This window comes from Phenylobacterium sp., assembly GCF_036264965.1.
Lineage (GTDB): Bacteria > Pseudomonadota > Alphaproteobacteria > Caulobacterales > Caulobacteraceae > Phenylobacterium.
The window spans coordinates 1-16,423 of the sequence record NZ_DATAPY010000139.1; the positions used below are offsets into that span (position 1 = coordinate 1).

Below are 16,423 nucleotides of genomic sequence, written 5' to 3' on the forward strand. Positions count from 1 at the left end.
CCCTGAACGTGATCCTGAAGTTCGAGCAGGACATCGTCGCCGTCGAACCCCAGATCGCCGAGCTGCTGCAGCGGCGGTGAGGGACATGCGCCCGAGCCGAGCCGCTACCTCCCCCGCACAGCGGCGGGAGGGGGACCATCCGCCGAAGAGCGGATGGTGGAGGGGGCAAACCTCAAGCTCGGCGGACTGGATCGGCGGTGGCGAGTTCGGTGGACGACGCTCGCCCCCTCCACCACTCGCTCTTCGCTACGCTCGGCGAGCGGTCCCCCTCCCGCCATCGCTGCCACGATGGGGGAGGTAGCATGCAGCACACCCTCGAAGAATTCCTCCGCGCCCTCCGCGCCGCAGACGTGAAGGTCACCCCGGCCGAGGCGATCGACGCTGCGCGCACGGTCGCGGCCGTGGGCTACGCCGACCGCGAGCTCTTCAAGGATGCGCTCTGCGCCACCCTGGCAAAGTCCAAGGACGAGGTGGTCCGCTTCGACCAGGCCTTCGAGACCTTCTTCACCCGCGCGCCGTTCGATCTCGGCGTCCCGCCGCCGCCGGAGGGAGAGAGCCAGGAGAGCGACCATCAGACGCCGGGTCTTGCGGAATCGCCCCTGGCGCAGATGCTGCTGAAGGGTGACGCGGCGGGCTTGGCCCAGTCCATGGAGGAGGCCGCCGACCGCGCCGGCGTCGCCGAGATCCGCCTCTCGACCCAGCGCAGCCGCCTGACGCGACGCCTGCTGGACGAGATGGGCCTGGCCGAGATCGAGCAGATCATCGCCAACGCCCGGCGCATGCCCGACGGCCAGGGCGTCGCCGACCGGCTGGACGCCGCGCGCAAGGGCCTGGCCGCCCAGGCCCAGGCCTTCGTCGAGCGTCAGCACGAGCTTTACGCCTCAGGCTCCGGCAAGCAGCTGCGCGAAGAGATGCTCGCCAAGAAGGCGCTGAACGCCGACGGCGGCATCGACCCCGTCGACCTCGCGATGATGCAGGCCCTGGTCAAGCGCATGGCCAAGCGCCTGGCCGACCGCTACTCGCGCCGCCGCCACACCGCCAATCGCGGCCACCTGGACGTCCGCAAGACGCTGCGCAAATCCATGGCCCACGGCGGCGTGCCCTTCGAGATCGAGTGGAAGATCAAGAAGGTCGACAAGCCGTCGATCGTGGCGATCTGCGACGTCTCCAAGTCCGTGGCCGCCGCCGCCCAGTTCCTGCTGACCTTCCTCTATTCCCTGAACGAGGTGGTCGACCGCCTGGACGCCTTCGCCTTCTCCGGCCGGCTGATCCCAGTCAACGCCATCCTCGACGACAATGGCGTCGAGGGCGCGATCCTCAAGGTGCTGCAGACCATCGGCTTCCAGCAGACCGACTACGGCAAGGCGCTGGAGGACTTCGTCGAAAACCACATCGACCGCGTCGACCGCCACACCACGGTGATCATCTTAGGGGATGGCCGCTCCAACTTCGCCGACCCGCGCCTGGACCTGATGCACCTGATCCAGCAGCGCGCCCGCGCCGTGATCTGGCTGAACCCCGAACCCGAGAGCTACTGGGGCCAGGGCGACAGCGTCATGTACCGCTACCAGCGCTTCACCCACGTGGCCAAGCAGTGCAACACGCTCGGCCAATTGGAACGCATCGTCGAGGACGTACTCAGGACGTATTCGGCGCACTAAGCCTTCCCTCCGTTAATGGGGAGGGATGACGCTCACCAGCTGTCCACCCACCGCAGCTTCTTCTCCGTACGCGCCGGCGTTGGCGGCAAAACCTTCAGGCCGCCCGCGATCCAGCGGCGCGTGTCCGCCGGGTCGATGACGTCGTCCAGGGCCGGGTGCGAGCCGCGGGCCATAGCCTTGCCGTTGGCGTAGGCTGCGGCGACCATCTCATCGAACTTGGCCTTGCGGGCGACCGGGTCCTCGATCGCCGCCAGTTCGTTCCGGTAGCCGAGCTTCACAGAGCCCTCCAGGCCCATGCCGCCGAACTCGCCGGTGGGCCAGGAGACGCAGAACATCGCCGCCTGATAGCTGCCGCCGGTCATGGCGATGGCGCCCAGGCCGTAGGACTTGCGCAGGATCACCGAAAAGATCGGCACGGTCAGGTTCGCGCCGATCACGAACAACCGCGAGCAGTGTCGGATCAGGCCGGTCTTCTCCGCCTCGGGCCCGACCATGTTGCCGGGCGTGTCCGACAACGACAGGACGGGGATATCGAAGGCCTCGCAGAGCTGCAGGAACCGCGCGGCCTTGTCCGAGGCGTCGCTATCGATCGCGCCGCCGATATGCATCGGGTTGTTGGCGAACACGCCCATGGGCTTGCCCTCGACGCGGATGAAGGCCGTGACCATGGCCAGGCCGAACTTGGGCCGCAGTTCCAGCACGCTGCCCTCGTCGGCGATCAGCTCAATCACCTTGCGGACGTCGTAGACCCGCAGGCGGTTCTCCGGGATCGCCCGGCGCAGCAGCCGCTGGTCCGCACACGTCCAGTCGGCCAGCGGGCCCTGGAAATAGGTGAGGTACTTCTTAGCGGCCTGCACCGCCTCGGCTTCATCCTCGACCAGCACGTCGATGGTGCCATTGGCCTGCATGACCTTGATCGGCCCGATCTCGTCCGGGCGGAAAACGCCCAAGCCGCCGCCTTCCACCATGGCCGGACCGCCCATGCCGAGCGCCGAATCCTTGGTGGCGATGATCACGTCGCAACAACCGAGGATCGCCGCGTTGCCGGCGAAGCAGCGGCCGGAGTTGATCCCGACCAACGGCACGGTCCCCGACAGCTTGCCCCAGAACTCGAAGCCGCGCGTGAACCCGCCGCCCTCGGTGTCGCCGGGCCGCCCGCCGCCTCCCTCGGTGAAGAACACCGTCGGCGTCCGCCAGCGATGGATCAGCTCGCTCATCCGGTCGAGCTTCCAGTGGTTGTTGGCCCCCTGGGTGCCGGCCAGCACGGTGTAGTCGTAGGAGAGCACCGCCGTGCGCGCCCGGTCTTCGGCGAAGCGGTCGCCGTTGACGCTGGCCCAGCCCATGATCATTCCGTCGGCGGGCGTGGTCCTGACCAGCTCGTCCAGGGAGTGGCGCCGCCGCCGCGCGGCCACCACCAGCGGCCCGTACTCCACGAAGCTGCCCGGATCGACCAGGTCCTCGACGTTTTCCCGCGCCGTGCGCTGGCCGGTCTTGCGCCGACGCGCCACCGCCTCGGGCCGCGCCGCGTCCCGCGTCATGGCCTGGCGGGCCAGCACCTCGGCCAGATCCGGGCGGATATAGTCCAGGTCTACGGCCTCTTCCTCCGCCCCTGAACCGCCGGCCACCTCGGCCTCTTCGATGAAGGCTAAGGGGTGATCCTCGAACACCGTCTCGCCGGCCGCCACCGTCACCTGGCGCACGATCCCCGAGACCTGCGCCGTGATCACATGCTCCATCTTCATGGATTCCATGATCATCAGCGGCTGGCCGACGCGCACCTCGTCCCCCACCGCCGCGGAGATGGCGATCACCGTCCCCTGCAGCGGCGCACGCAGCGCCTTGGTCCCTTCGGGACCCTCGAGCTCTATATCTTCCGTAGGCTGAGCGACCTCCTGCTTGCCGAGCGCCAGCACCGCCAGCGGGTCCGCCGCGTCGATCTGATAACCCACCCGCTGCGCCCCGGCCGCGGCCTTCGCCGGCGCGTCGAAGTAGAGTCTGGGGTGGACCTCCGCCGTCCCGACCAGTTCGGCGATATGCTCGTCGATGAACCGGGTGTGCAGGTCGCCCGCGGCCACCTCCGGCCGCGCCAGCAGGTGCTGCAGGAAGGCGATGTTGGTGGCCGAGCCCTCGATGCGGAACTCACTCAGGCCCCGGTAGGCCTTGGCGACGGCGCGTTCCAGGCCGCCCGCGCCCGCATGCACGATCAGCTTGGCCAGCAGGCTGTCGAACCGCGCGCTGGTGCGGTAGCCGGCATAGCCGAAGCCGTCGACACGGATCCCCGGCCCCGACGGCGGCTCGAAGGCGGTCAGGAGGCCGCCCGCTGGCTTGGCCGAACCGTCCGCCGCCATGGTCTCCAGATTGACCCGCACCTGCACCGCATGACCCCGCGGCGGCGGGACCTCCGCCTGCGTCAGATGAAGGTCCGCCAGCGTCGCACCGTCGGCGATCTGCAGCTGCAGCCGCACCAGATCCAGGCCGGTGACCTCTTCGGTGACCGTGTGCTCGACCTGCAGCCGGGCATTACCCTCGATGAACACGAACCGTTCGCGCCCGACCAGGAACTCCATGGTCCCCAGGCCGCGATAGCCCGCCGCCTCGCCCAGGCTGACGGCGGCCGCGAACAGCTGCGCGCGCAGGGCCGGCGGCAGCATGTCGGCCGGGGCGATCTCCACCACCTTCTGCCGCTGGCGCTGCAGGCTGCACTCGCGGTCCCAGAGGTGACTGACCGCGACGCCGTCGCCGACAATCTGCACCTCGACGTGGCGGGCCCGCGGCAGGAAGCGCTCGACGTAGAGGTCGCCGTTGCCGAACGCGGCCTTGGCCTCCGAAGCGCAGCGCTCGAAGGCCGCCTCCAGCTCCGCGACGTCCATGACCGGACGCATGCCGCGTCCGCCGCCGCCGGCCACGGCCTTGATCATCATGGCCCCGTCTTCGCCGAGCTCGGCGAAGAAGGCCTGGGCCTCTGCCAGGCTGGTCGGCCCCTCGGTGCCCGGGAGCACCGGGACGCAGCAATCCTGCGCCCGCGCCCGCGCCCGGCCCTTGTCGCCGAACAGCTCCAGCGTCGCCGGCGACGGCCCCACGAAGGTCAGGCCCGCCTCGGCGCAAGCCCGCGCGAAGGCGGCGTTCTCGGAGAGGAACCCGTAGCCGGGATGCACGGCGTCGCACCCGGCATCCTTGGCCGCGGCGACCACCTGGGCGATGTCGAGATAGGCCGCTGGCCCGGAGCCCTTCAGGCCCACCGCCTCGTCCGCCTTGCGGGTGTGCAGCGAGGCCGCGTCGTCCTCGGAGTAGACCGCCACCGTGGCGATCCCCATCTCCGCGGCGGTGCGCGCGATCCGGACGGCGATCTCGCCCCGATTGGCGATCAGAAGCTTCTGCACGTGGACCGTCCCCGTTCGAACGAGCGGTCTGCCGCCGCCTCGGGGAAACCTTATCCGCCCATTCTCTCACCGTCATCCCGGCTCCCCCCCGGACTTGATCCGGGGGGGAGCCGGGACCCAGGGGTTCAAGCTGTGCGACGGCTCCTGGGTCCCGGATCGGCCTGCTGGACGTCCGGGATGACGGGGATTAGGTCTTCAACTGCTTCACATCGATCGGCAGGCTGCGAATCCGCTTCCCCGTCGCGGCGAAGATGGCGTTGCACAGCGCCGGGATCACCGGCGGCAGGGCGGGCTCGCCCAGGCCGGTCGGCGGATAATCGGTGATCACGAACTTCACCTCCACCGGCGGCGCGTCGGCCATCTTCAGCAGGCGGTATTCGGCGAAATTGCTGGGGCTCGCCGCGCCGTTCTTGATGGTGATCTTCTGGTAGAGGGCGTGGCTGATGCCCTCCAACGCCGCGCCCTGCACCTGGTTCATGGCGCCCGCCGGATTGACGATCTGGCGGCCCACGTCGGCGGCGATCCAGACCTGCTGCACCTTGATCGCGCCGTCCTTGGAGACCGCCGCCTGCACCACCTCGGCGAAGTAGCCGGCGTGGCTGTAGTGGAAGGCGACGCCCATGCCGCTGCCCTGCGGCAGCTTGGCGCGATCCTTCCAGCCGCTCATCTGCTCAACGGCGGCTAGCACGCCCTTCATGCGCGCGGCGTTGTAGCCGGAGGGGCCTTCGCCAACCATCGGCTTGTCGCCCAGGAGCTTCATGCGGAAGGCCAACGGGTCAGCGCCCGCCGCATGCGCCAGCTCGTCGATGAAGCTCTGGTTCACGAAGGCCAGCGCATTGGAGCCCGGCGCCCGCATCGGCCCCGTGGGCACGCCCAGCGGGATGGTCGACTGGTCGATCTTGCAGTTGGGCACGAAGCGGCTGGGGAACTCGGTCCCGCCCATGCCGGCGCTGGAGGCCACCTTGTCGCCCTCGCCGAAGGTGACGAAGTGGTTCTGCCAGGCGACCAGATTGCCCTTGTCGTCCACGCCGCCCTTGAAGAAGTGGTAGCCGGCCGGCCGATAGAAATCGTGGTGCATGTCGTCTTCACGCGTCCACAACAGCTTCACCGGAGCTCCGGTTTCGCGCGCAATCCACGCCGCCTCGACCATATAGTCGTTGCTGAGGCGCCGGCCGAAGCCGCCGCCGCAGCGGGTCATGTGGACGGTGATGTCCTCCGGCTTGATGCCGAGCGTCTTGGCGCAGAGCTGGCGGCCTGGCTCGGGGTTCTGGCTCGGCGCCCAGATCTCCAGCTTGCCATCCTTGAACTGGGCCGTGGTGTTCTGCGGCTCCAAGGGTGCGTGGCTGAGGAAGGGGTAGGCATAAGCCGCCTCCACCTTATGCGCGGCGCCGGCAAGCGCTGCATCAACGTCGCCGTCCTTGCGCAGGCTGGTCATCGGCGCGCCGGCGTTCAGCTCGACGGCGCGCTTGTCGAAGTCAGTGCTATTCTGCTTCGACGTCGGGTGGTCCGCCCATGTCGTCGCCAGCGCGTTGCGGCCTTTGCGGGCCGCCCACCAGCTGTCGCCGACCACCGCCACGCCGGGCAACAGGCCGGAAAGGTCCGTGCCCCCCTCGACGATGAAGGCCTTCTTCACGCCCTTCACGGCGCGCGCGGCGTCGAGATTGGCGCTGGCAACCTTGGCGCCGAAAACCGGCGCCTTTTCATAAGTCGCGTAGAGCATCCCCGGCACTTTGACGTCGATGCCGAACAGCGGCTGGCCGGTGACGATCTTGGCGGTGTCGTACTGCGGCTTGGCCTTGCCGATGATCTTGTAGGCCTTGGGGTCCTTCAGCGGCACGGTCTTCGGGTCGGGCGTGGGGATGCCGGCGCATTGCCCGGCCAGGGCGCCGTAGGTCGCCTTGCGGCCCGTCGAGACGTGGATCACGTGACCGGCGTCGGTCTTGCACTCGCCGGACGGGCAGTTCCAGGCGGTCGCCGCGGCGTTGACCAGCATCGCGCGGGCGACGGCGCCCACCTTGCGCAGGTCGTCCCAGTTCATCGGGGTCGCCAGGCTGCCGCCGGCGAACTGGCGGCCATAGAGCTTGGGATCGCAGTCCGCCTGTTCGATGCGGACGTTCTCCCAGGCGACGTCCAGCTCCTCGGCGATGATCATTGGCAGGCTGGTCTTGATGCCCTGACCGATCTCCGGGTTCTTGCCCATGATGGTGACGATGCCGTCGGGGGCCACGCGCACATAGGCATTCAGCGCCTGGGCGCCGGCGCCCGCCGCGGCTTCCGCCTTGGCGGCGATGGAGAAGGACAGCACCAAGCCGCCGCCGACGACGGAGGCCTTCAGCAGATCGCGCCGCGAGGCGCCGGTAAGTTCGAGGGTCATGGCCTTACGCCTTCACCTTCTGGCCGGAGGCCTGTTTGATCGCCGCGCGGATGCGCGTGTAGGTGGCGCAGCGGCAGATGTTGGTCATCGCCGCGTCGATGTCGGCGTCGGTCGGCTTCGGCTTTTCCGCCAACAGCGCCGTGGCCGCCATGATCTGACCGGGCTGGCAATAGCCGCACTGAGCGACGTCCAGGTCCATCCAGGCGGCCTGCACTTTCTTGCCGATCGGATGGTGCTCCATCGCCTCGATGGTGGTGATCGCGCCGGCGCCGACCGACGAGACCGGCCGGGTGCAGCTTCTCACCGGCTTGCCGTCGATGTGCACCGTGCAGGCGCCGCAGGCGCCGATGCCGCAGCCGAACTTGGGGCCGGTGATGCCGAGCGCGTCGCGCAACGTCCAGAGGAGCGGCGTGTCGGGGTCGACATCGGCCTCCATCACCTTGCCGTTGACGTTGAGCTTGAACGTCATGACGTCTTCTCCCTTGGACCTGGCGCGGAATTTACCGCCGCCGCGCCGCCTGCCGCAAGGAAAGAGCGTTAGGTAATCTATCTACCGAACGGTTGGGATTTCCACATGGGCCTGGAAACCGTCGGGCTGGAAGCTGAATTGCACCGCTCCGCCCTGCGGCCGCAGGACCATCTGCAGGAGGCGTGTCCCAAAGCCCGGCGCATTGGGCGCGACAATCTCCGGACCGCCGCTCTCGCGCCAGGCGAAGCCGGCGTGGCCCTCCGGCGCGGCCTCAGGGGCGATGGTGACGCGGCCGCGGCCGTTGGACAGCGCCCCGTACTTGATCGCGTTGGTGGCCATCTCGTGCAGCAGCAGGCCCATGCCGATCGCCATCTCGCCGCGCAGCGTCACCTCGGCGATCGCCGGGTCGACGTCGACCCGCGTGCGGCCGAAGGGCTCCAGGGCCCTGGCGACCACGTCGCTCAGCGCGATCGGCTGGCCGCCCGAGGCCGTGACCAGGTCCTGTGAACTCGACATGGCCTGCAGCCGGGCCATGATCAGCTCCAGGAAGCCCTCGACGGTCTCCTGGCCGCGCGCGGTCTGGCTGACGATGGCCATCAGGATGGCGATGCCGTTCTTCGCCCGATGGGCCAGCTCGCCCATCTGCAGCTTCAGCCGTTCCTCGGCGGCCTTGCGCGCGGTGATGTCCAGCGAGGTGCCGACCACCAGCCGCGCCTTGCCGGGCGCATCATTGGCGACCCGCGCGTTGACCAGGATCCAGCGCAGGTCCCCCGCCGGCGTGACGATGCGGTGCTCCAGTGAATAGTCGCCGCCCTGCGGCTTGTCGCGCGCGCCGAGGAAGGCGTTGCGGACGCTGTCGACGTCTTCGGGATCCACCAGCGCCAGATAGCGTTCCACGGTGAGCTCGGCGTCGAGCGGCAGGCCGTAGAGCGCCTTGTTGCGGTCCGACCAGGTGACCGTGCGGGCCGCGACGTCCCACTCCCAGAAACCCAGGCCGGTCGCCTCGACCGCGACCTCAAGGCGGCGGCGCTGCTCGCTCAAGGCGGCGGCCATGCGCCGGCGGTCGGTGACGTCGATCTGCAACCCGTCCCACAGCACCGCGCCGTCCGGCTGGCGCCGTGGCATCGAGGCGATGCGATGCCAGCGCACCTCTCCGTCCGCGCGCCGCATCGCCACTTCGATGTCGAAGGGCTGCATCGCCGCCATCGCCGCGGCCTCGGCGGCGTCGAACGCCGCGCGATGTTCGGGCAGGATCATGTCGTAGAGCGTCGACGCCTTGGCCATGGCGGCCTCGGCCGGCACGCCGTTCACCGCCAGGCAGCGCTGGCCTACAAAGGTGAAGCGCCGCGCACCGTCCGCCTTGGCCTCGATCTGGAACGCCATGCCCAAGGCCGTCGCGTCGGCCACGGACCGCACGATGGGATCATCTTCCGGCGCTCTATCGCTCGAAGCGTCCAACGGCCTTAGCCCGTCCAACCGTACCGGGCCGCAATCTGTCGCGGCGTGCCGGGTGCGGCAATACCAGAAGATGTATCGTTACGAACCGGATAACCCTGTGCGGCTGATCGCCTCAAGCCGGTCAGATCCGGGGCAGCACGACCACCGCATCCGGCAGTTCGTTGGGCTTCTCACCGGGCGGTGCGGGGAACTTCGCCGCCAGGACGTCGCCGCATTGACGGCCCGCGCCTTCGAATGCGGCTTCCGGATCGCCGCGCTTCAGGCCCTCGGTCAGGGCCGTCATGGCCTTGTCCCAGACGTGCGGCTCGACGTGGTCGGCTATGCCCTCGTCGGCGATCAGCTCGGCCATCCGCTCGCCCAGGGAGACGAAGATCATCACCCCGGTCCGCGCCTCGGTGAGGTGCAGGCCCTTGGCGGCGAAGTGCTCGGCGGCGCGGCGATGCACCTGATGGCGCTTCACGCTCTTGGGCGTCAGCGCCCGGCGGATCGGATGGATGGCCACGATCAGGGCGGTGATCACGAACAGCGCCCCCTGGACCACGATCGCGCCGACCAGCGCGCTGCGGACCGCCTGCGCGATGGCGACGCTCACGTCGGAGGCGCTCCAGCTTGAGAACAGGTCGGGGACGGTCACGTGCACCCCGGCCAGCAGCAGCACCGCCGGCCCCAGCAGGGCGACGCCCGCCGCCCAGGCGACCACCGTCTCGGCATAGTGACCGCTTTCCTCGGTGACGACGCAGTAGATCTCGCCGGTGGTGCGGGCCTCGGCGGCTTTGACCGCCGCCTCGATGGCCGCCAGGTCGGATGGAGACAGATGCTTCATCACCAGCTCCCCGACGATCCGCCGCCGCCGAACGATCCGCCGCCGCCGGAGAAACCCCCGCCGCCGCCGCCACCGCCCCAACCGCCGCCGCGTCCGCCGCCGCCCAGGAAGAACGGCAGCAGCCACCAGGCGCCGCCGAAGCCGCGCCCGCCGGCCCGCAACAGGCCGGAGATCACCCAGAAGACGATCAGCAGGATCAGGAAGACCGGAATGCGCGCGCCCGCCCCGCCGCGATCGGCAGCCTGCGGCCGCGGCTGCGCCTGAGCCTGGGCGACATTGGCCTTGGCCTGGTCGTCGGGCAGGGACAGCTGGGCGATCACCGCCTCGGCGCCGGCGACGACGCCGGCCTCCATCTGGCCCTGCTTGAACTGCGGGAGCACCTTGCGCTGCAGGATCAGGCTGGTGAGCGCATCGGTCAGCACCGGCTCCAGCCCATAGCCCACCTCGATGCGGACCTTGTGCTCCTTGGGCGCGACCAGCAGGATCGCCCCGTCGTTGACGCCCTTCCGGCCCAGCTGCCAGGCGCGGCCGAGCTGGTAGCCGTAATCCTCGATCTCGAAGCCTTGCAGGTCCGGCACGGTGGCGATCACCAGCTGGTGGCCGGTTTGCTGCTCCAGCCCCGCCAGCTCGCCATCCAGCTTCTGCGCCGTCGCCGGCGACAGGATGTGGGCGTCGTCCACCACGCGGCCGGTCAGCGCCGGGAACTTCGGGACCGCGGCGAAGGCCACCGTCGCGATCGCGACGAAAGCCAGGACCGCGGTCAGCAGCCCGCCTCCTCGACGGAGGCGGGCGCGGGCGAGGTCGGTCATTTCGGCGCCGGAGCGGCCGGCGGCGGGCTGCCGGGGGTCACGCCCGAAGGCGTCGGTGGCGGCGTGGTGTCGAAGCTGACCGTCGGCGCGCCCTGGGCCGAGGCGCTGGCCGAGAACAGCTGCATCGGCTTGGCGTCGGAGTGCAGCGTCTTGGCCCAGATCACCTGCGGGAAGGTCACCAGGGTGGTGTTGTAGTCCTGGACCGCCTCGTTGTAGTCGCGCCGGGCGACCGCGATCCGGTTCTCGGTGCCCTCGAGCTGGCTCTGCAGGGCCAGGAAGTTCTCGTTCGACTTCAGGTCCGGGTACTTTTCCTGGATCATCATCAGCCGGCCCAGCACGCCGGAGAGCTTGTCCTGCGCCTGCTGGTACTGCTGGAACTGCGCCGGGTTGGTGATCGTCGAGGCGTCGACCTTGACCTGCGTCGCCGAGGCGCGGGCCTCGGTCACCTCGACCAGGGTGGATTTCTCCTGGGCCGCATAGCCCTTGACCGTATTCACCAGGTTCGGGATCAGGTCGGCGCGGCGCTGGTACTGGTTCTGCACCTCAGACCATTTCGTCTGGGCGGCGATGTTCTTGGTCGGGATGGCGTTGTAGCCGCAGGCGGCGAGCAATAGCGGCGCGAGCACGATCAGGGCCGCGCGCGCCCAAAGCTTCGCGATTGGGCGGGTCTGGATACGTTCCACGATTTGTCTCAGCTCCCCTAAGGCCCGTGATCGAGCCTCGTCATACGGCGATATTTGGCCCTGCCGTTGATCCGGCGCAACGACCTCGGGCATGACAGTTGCGTAACCTCGACGTTACGTCCATGGGACCCCGATGACCACGCGCCCCTACTACGCCGAAAAAGGCCTGAGCGCGGCCTTCTACGACACGGTCACAGCGGTCGACACGCGCCTGGAGGGCGACCTCGATATCTATGCCCGGCTGGCGCCCGCCGGCGGCAGGATCCTGGAGCTGGGCGCCGGCACCGGCCGCCTGACCTTCGCGCTCGCCGAGCGGGGCTTTTCCGTCGTCGGCGTCGATATCGCGCCCGCCATGCTGGCCCAGGCCGCCGCCAAGCACGCGGAGCTGCCGTCCGCGATCGCCGCCCGCGTGGAGCTGAAGCGCGGCGACATGACCGTGCTCGACCTCAAGAAGACCTTCGACCTGGTGATCTGCGCCTATTTCACCCTGGCCCACGTGCCGCGCGGCATGGCGTGGAAGAACACTTTCGCCACGGCCTCACGGCACCTGAAGTCCGGCGGGCTGGCGGCCTTCCACCTGCCGCTGATCGACATCATGCGCCTGCCGGGGCCGGCCGAGTCCAGCCAGCCGGTGCTGGACCAGCCGACCGCCACCGGCGGGCGGATCCTGCTGTTCGTGCGCGAGCGCGGCTTCCGCGAGGATGTGGGCCGGATGGATCAGGTGATCGAATATGTCGAGCTCGACGCCCGCGGCCAGGCGCTCCGCCAGTCCCTGGAGCGCCAGACCTTCTACATCACCGATCCGGTTCCCCTGGCCGCGCCGGCCGGCCTGACCCCCGACCGCGAGCCGATCCCCCTGGGCGACGTCGGCGAGGTCCACGTCTTCCTGAAGGCCTAGACCCTACTTCGCCGGCCGCTCGCAGAAGGCCTTCAGGTCCGCCAGGTATTCCGGATTGTGGCTCTTGAAGAAGCCGTAGAGGGCGTCGAAGTCCTTGCCCTGGCCGTAGCCCACTTGCGAGAGCGCGACCTCGGTGTCGCCGCCAGCCAAGGGCTTCAGCTCGATGACGATGGCCAGCTGCGGATAGACTGCAAACCCCGGCGGCCCGACCGTCGACGGCCGGTTGCGGAAGGCGATCAGCCGGCCCGGCACATAGGCAGTGATCTGCTGCTTCAGGTTCGTCGGATCGCCCTGTTTCCCCTTGGGGTCGAACGCCACCTCGACCGCGCCGCCGATCCGGAAATCGATGAAACTGACCGGCGCGGCCCAGCCTCGATAAGCCGCCTGGTCGGTGAGCGCCGTCCACACCACCGCCGACGGCGCATGGATCCGCACCGTGTCCTGTAAGAGCCTCGCGCCAGTCTGGTCGATGCTGGAGGTGTCACGCACCGCCGCCAGATCGGCCTTCGAGCCCTCGGCCTGCGCCACGCCCGCGAACGCCAGGACGGCCAGGCTTCCGAGCACCCGCCCGCGCATCAGTGCCAGAACCCCAGGATCGCGCCGATGGCGGTGAATTGCAGGGTCGCGTAGCCGCCGTTGATCAGGAACAGCTTCGGGCTGCGCCGTTCGAAAATGTAAGTGATCCCCAGGCCTGCGGCCACCCAGCAGAGCCCGGCGGCGAAGCCTGCGCCGACGCCGAGCATCGGCGCCGGATTGGGTCCTAAGAACATCGCGAACACCGCCGACTGCGCCAGCGACAGGACGAATGCGCCGCCGAACATCAGCGCCTTGTTCCCGCCCGCCACGTCGGCGTCACTCAAGCCCGCCGCCGCCTGCCAGGCCTTGGAAAACAGCGCCGAATACCAGACCCCGCCCAGCACGAAGCTCGCCAGGGCCGCGGCCAGGACGGCCAGCCAGTTCACATGTGGCATCGAAAACTCCCCCTTGGTTGATCCTTGCTCAGCTCACGCCGCGGCCCCCTGCCGGGCGCTTTGTTCCAGCAACGCCATGTGGCGGCGCAGTTGATCGATGTTGCGGTCGAAATAGGCGATGTCGCGGTGGGTGCGCGCCTGCATGACGCCGCCCTCCATGGTGGTCAGGACGAACTCGGCCAGCGCCGCCACGTCGGTTCCGCGCGGCAGCCGCGCCGCGCCCGCGGACAGGCATTTGCCGATCGCCGTGGTCCAGCCGGTGAAGTTCTGCGCCAAAAGCTCGCGCACCGGCGGGTCCGGCTCATGCAGCTCCAGCGCCAGGCTGCCGATCGGACAGCCGTAGAGGCATTCGCTCTCCGCCAGCGCAAGCCGGTAGCGCGCCATGAGCGCGAAGATCCGCTCGATGGGGTCCTCGACGCCCTGCCACGCCGGCTCCAGCAGCATCCGGTAGATGCCGTCGCGGTAGAGCTCCAGCACGCCGACCAACAGGTCCTGCTTGCCTGGGAAGAAGTGGTAGAGGCTGCCCGAATTGGCCTGGCTGCGGCTCAGGATGTCGGAGATCGACGTCGAGCCGTAGCCCTTCTCCGAAAACAGCTCCATGGCGGCGATCAGGATGCGCAGGCGGGTATCGATGGGCATGGCGCGGCCTTGATTGATCGATCCATCAAGTCGCAACTTGAATGATCAGTCAAGTCCTTCCCTCCCCCTCATTGGGAGGGAAAGCTAAGCCGCCAGCTTCGCCGCCGGGGACACCGTGACGGCCCGTTCCGGGAGCGGCGGCCGCACGCGGACCTTCTCGCCCTTCAGCCAGATCTGCAGGGCCTCGATGTGGATCGCCGCCACGACGCCGAGGGTCATCCAGGGATGGGTCAGCCAGGCGCGGAGCAGTTCACGGTCGGTGAGCTCACGCCGCTCGCCGGAGAAGCTCGCCGCCAGGACCAGACCCTCGCCGTCGGAGGTATCCACCGCCACCAGCACCCGCGCCTCCGGGCGCAGGATGCGGAAGGCGTAGGTCAGGTCCATGTCCATGAACGGCGAGACGTAGAAGCCCTTGGCGCAGCCCTGCTTCACCAGGGCCGCATCGGGCGCCGGGATCAGGTAGCTGTGCCGCTCGCCGAAGGTGTTGTTGACCTCATAGAGGATGGCCGACAGCGCCCCCTTGGGCGTGTGGCAGAAATAGACCGTCAGCGGATTGAACGCCCGGCCCAGGATCTGCGGCATGGCCAGCATGCGGACCGGCCCACCCGTGGGAATGCCGGCCTCGGTCAGCGTGGATTCGATCTGCGCCTTCAATGGCCGGCCGGAACCGTCGCCGAACCGTTTGGGGTCGAAGCCGAACAGGTTGAAGCGCTCGACGCCCAAGGTCTTGAGCTTGAGGCTGGGAAGCTCATCCAGGTCGATGAGCAGCATGAAGACCTTGTAGGCCAGTTTGTGCTTTCGCGGCTTCACCCGCGCGTGGCTGACGAGGCCGCAATAAAGCCCCGAGGCGAGGGTCACGCGGCGGCCTCCACAGGCTCCCGCGGCGCGGCGACGTGGATGCGCGAGGACTCGCCCGCCACGGTCCAGGGCCGGCGCACGCCGCCCAGTTGCTCGGCCGCCGCCAGGCCCGCCTGCAGCGCATCCTCATGGAAGCCGTGGCCGAAGTAGGAGCCGCAGAACCAGGTGTTCCGGGCGCCCTGCAGGCTCCAGAGCTCGCGCTGGGCGGCGATGGCGCCGGCGTCGAACAGCGGGTGGTCGTAGACCTCGGTCTTGATCACGGCTTCGGGCGCGATCGGCCGTGTGGGCTTGAGCGTAACGAACAGGTCCTGGTCACTCTTCAGGCTCTGCAGGCGGTTCATCCAGTAGGTGACGCAGCCGTCCTCCGGATTGTCCCGGCGGCCGATGTGGTTCCAGCTGGTCCAGGCGGCCTTGCGCCGGGGCATCAGGCTGGGGTCGGTGTGCAGCACCGTCAGGTTGCGGCTGTATCTGAAGGCCCCCAGGATGCGGCGCTCCTCCGGCGTCGGGTCGTCCAGCAGGGCCAGCGCCGCATCGCCGTGGGTGGCGATCACCACCTCGTCGAAGCGCTCCACATGGCCGGTGACGTCGCGCACCTCCACGCCGCCCGCCACGCGCCGCACGCCGGTCACCCGCACCCCGGCGCGCACGTCGCCTCGGAAGGCCTCGGTCAGCTTGCGGACGTAGGATCGGCTGCCGCCCTGCACCGTGCGCCAAAGGCCCCGACCGAACACGCTCATCATGCCGTGGTTCTGGAAGAAGCGGATCAGGGCGGCGGCCGGATAGGCGCCGATCGCCGCCAGCGGCGTCGACCAGATGGCCGCGGCCTGGGGCAGCAGGTGGTCGTCGCGGAACGCCTGGCAGTAGCCCTTCTGCGCCAGGTAGTCGTCCAGCGATGTCAGCGGCGCCTCCAGCGCGGCCAGGTCCCTGGGCCCGTGGCGGTAGAAGCGCGTCACGTCGCGCAGCATCGACCAGAAGCGCGCCGAGAAGATGTTCCGCTTCTGGGCGAACACGCCGCTCATGCCGAAGCTGGAGTATTCGAAATCGCCGTCGTCCAGGCTGACGCTGAGCGCCATGTCGGCCGGAATCGAAGCCACGCCCAGGTGGTCGAGCAGGGCGGTGAAATTGGGATAGTTCGGCTCATTGTAGACGATGAAGCCGGTGTCCACCGGGGTCGCCGCGGCGCCGTCCTGGCCAGGCGCCTCGACGGTGTTGGCGTGGCCGCCGAGCCGCCCGTCAGCCTCGAACAGCACCACCTCGTGGCGACTCGAAAGCAGCCAGGCCGCCGAAAGGCCGCCGATCCCGCCCCCTACGACCGCGACCCGTAGACGACGTTCATCCGAGTCGAACACACGTGACCCCTTGAGCAAACAGGACCTTATCGCCGGCGCGATGAGGCCTCT

General features: G+C 69.0%; 14 protein-coding genes. 2 read left to right on the forward strand and 12 right to left on the reverse strand.

All coding sequences use genetic code 11. The annotated features are described in order from the left end of the window. Window positions 1-302: 302 nt before the first annotated feature. Complete coding sequence (locus tag VHS75_RS18405) at window positions 303-1,661, forward strand: vWA domain-containing protein (RefSeq protein WP_329640070.1); 1,359 nt, start codon at window positions 303-305, stop codon at window positions 1,659-1,661. A 32-nt stretch (window positions 1,662-1,693) separates the two neighbouring features. Here VHS75_RS18405 and VHS75_RS18410 read toward each other — a convergent pair whose 3' ends face one another. From VHS75_RS18410 to VHS75_RS18440, 7 genes are all read right to left on the reverse strand, one after another. After that, window positions 1,694-5,041 carry a carboxyl transferase domain-containing protein gene (locus VHS75_RS18410; protein WP_329640071.1) on the reverse strand — a complete coding sequence of 1,116 codons (3,348 nt, stop codon included), beginning with the start codon at window positions 5,039-5,041 and terminating at the stop codon, window positions 1,694-1,696. Between the two features lie 187 nt (window positions 5,042-5,228). After that, window positions 5,229-7,415 carry a xanthine dehydrogenase family protein molybdopterin-binding subunit gene (locus tag VHS75_RS18415; RefSeq protein ID WP_329640072.1) on the reverse strand — a complete coding sequence of 729 codons (2,187 nt, stop codon included), beginning with the start codon at window positions 7,413-7,415 and terminating at the stop codon, window positions 5,229-5,231. Window positions 7,416-7,419: 4 nt separating this feature from the next. After that, a complete protein-coding gene (locus VHS75_RS18420; protein WP_329640073.1) occupies window positions 7,420-7,884 on the reverse strand; it encodes a (2Fe-2S)-binding protein in 465 nt (154 codons plus the stop codon). Window positions 7,885-7,965: 81 nt separating this feature from the next. Continuing rightward, window positions 7,966-9,300: a sensor histidine kinase gene (locus tag VHS75_RS18425; RefSeq protein WP_329640074.1), complete on the reverse strand. Its 1,335-nt coding sequence runs from the start codon at window positions 9,298-9,300 to the stop codon at window positions 7,966-7,968. Window positions 9,301-9,463: 163 nt separating this feature from the next. Next, window positions 9,464-10,165, reverse strand: coding sequence for a TPM domain-containing protein (locus VHS75_RS18430; RefSeq protein WP_329640075.1), 702 nt, complete (start codon window positions 10,163-10,165; stop codon window positions 9,464-9,466). Continuing rightward, complete coding sequence (locus VHS75_RS18435) at window positions 10,165-10,974, reverse strand: TPM domain-containing protein (RefSeq protein ID WP_329640076.1); 810 nt, start codon at window positions 10,972-10,974, stop codon at window positions 10,165-10,167. The genes VHS75_RS18430 and VHS75_RS18435 overlap by 1 nt, the downstream gene beginning before the upstream one ends. After that, on the reverse strand, window positions 10,971-11,648 hold the full coding sequence (locus VHS75_RS18440; protein WP_329640138.1) for a LemA family protein: 678 nt from the start codon (window positions 11,646-11,648) through the stop codon (window positions 10,971-10,973). The genes VHS75_RS18435 and VHS75_RS18440 overlap by 4 nt, the downstream gene beginning before the upstream one ends. 142 nt (window positions 11,649-11,790) lie before the next feature. On the opposite strand from VHS75_RS18440, the gene VHS75_RS18445 reads away from it, so the two are divergent. Beyond that, the gene (locus VHS75_RS18445) at window positions 11,791-12,555 is read left to right on the forward strand and encodes a class I SAM-dependent methyltransferase (protein WP_329640077.1); all 765 of its coding nucleotides are present in this window, start codon (window positions 11,791-11,793) and stop codon (window positions 12,553-12,555) included. Between the two features lie 3 nt (window positions 12,556-12,558). Here the strand turns inward: VHS75_RS18445 and VHS75_RS18450 are convergent, their stop codons facing one another. The 5 genes from VHS75_RS18450 to VHS75_RS18470 form a co-directional block, all read right to left on the reverse strand. Next, complete coding sequence (locus tag VHS75_RS18450; RefSeq protein ID WP_329640078.1) at window positions 12,559-13,119, reverse strand: SRPBCC domain-containing protein; 561 nt, start codon at window positions 13,117-13,119, stop codon at window positions 12,559-12,561. 11 nt (window positions 13,120-13,130) lie between these two features. Then, on the reverse strand, window positions 13,131-13,526 hold the full coding sequence (locus tag VHS75_RS18455; protein ID WP_329640079.1) for a DUF1761 domain-containing protein: 396 nt from the start codon (window positions 13,524-13,526) through the stop codon (window positions 13,131-13,133). Window positions 13,527-13,559: 33 nt separating this feature from the next. Next, complete coding sequence (locus tag VHS75_RS18460) at window positions 13,560-14,165, reverse strand: TetR/AcrR family transcriptional regulator (RefSeq protein WP_329640080.1); 606 nt, start codon at window positions 14,163-14,165, stop codon at window positions 13,560-13,562. Between the two features lie 84 nt (window positions 14,166-14,249). Beyond that, on the reverse strand, window positions 14,250-15,023 hold the full coding sequence (locus VHS75_RS18465) for a DUF1365 domain-containing protein (RefSeq protein ID WP_329640081.1): 774 nt from the start codon (window positions 15,021-15,023) through the stop codon (window positions 14,250-14,252). Beyond that, complete coding sequence (locus VHS75_RS18470; protein ID WP_329640082.1) at window positions 15,020-16,372, reverse strand: NAD(P)/FAD-dependent oxidoreductase; 1,353 nt, start codon at window positions 16,370-16,372, stop codon at window positions 15,020-15,022. The genes VHS75_RS18465 and VHS75_RS18470 overlap by 4 nt, the downstream gene beginning before the upstream one ends. Between the last annotated feature and the right edge of the window lie 51 nt (window positions 16,373-16,423).

Bases quoted from the DNA above. Each gene is read 5' to 3' on its own strand.
- VHS75_RS18405 (WP_329640070.1), top strand. From the start codon at position 303: ATGCAGCACACCCTCGAAGAATTCCTCCGCGCCCTCCGCGCCGCAGAC.
- VHS75_RS18415 (WP_329640072.1), bottom strand. From the start codon at position 7,415: ATGACCCTCGAACTTACCGGCGCCTCGCGGCGCGATCTGCTGAAGGCC.
- VHS75_RS18420 (WP_329640073.1), bottom strand. From the start codon at position 7,884: ATGACGTTCAAGCTCAACGTCAACGGCAAGGTGATGGAGGCCGATGTC.
- VHS75_RS18430 (WP_329640075.1), bottom strand. From the start codon at position 10,165: ATGAAGCATCTGTCTCCATCCGACCTGGCGGCCATCGAGGCGGCGGTC.
- VHS75_RS18435 (WP_329640076.1), bottom strand. From the start codon at position 10,974: ATGACCGACCTCGCCCGCGCCCGCCTCCGTCGAGGAGGCGGGCTGCTG.
- VHS75_RS18445 (WP_329640077.1), top strand. From the start codon at position 11,791: ATGACCACGCGCCCCTACTACGCCGAAAAAGGCCTGAGCGCGGCCTTC.
- VHS75_RS18455 (WP_329640079.1), bottom strand. From the start codon at position 13,526: ATGCCACATGTGAACTGGCTGGCCGTCCTGGCCGCGGCCCTGGCGAGC.
- VHS75_RS18460 (WP_329640080.1), bottom strand. From the start codon at position 14,165: ATGCCCATCGATACCCGCCTGCGCATCCTGATCGCCGCCATGGAGCTG.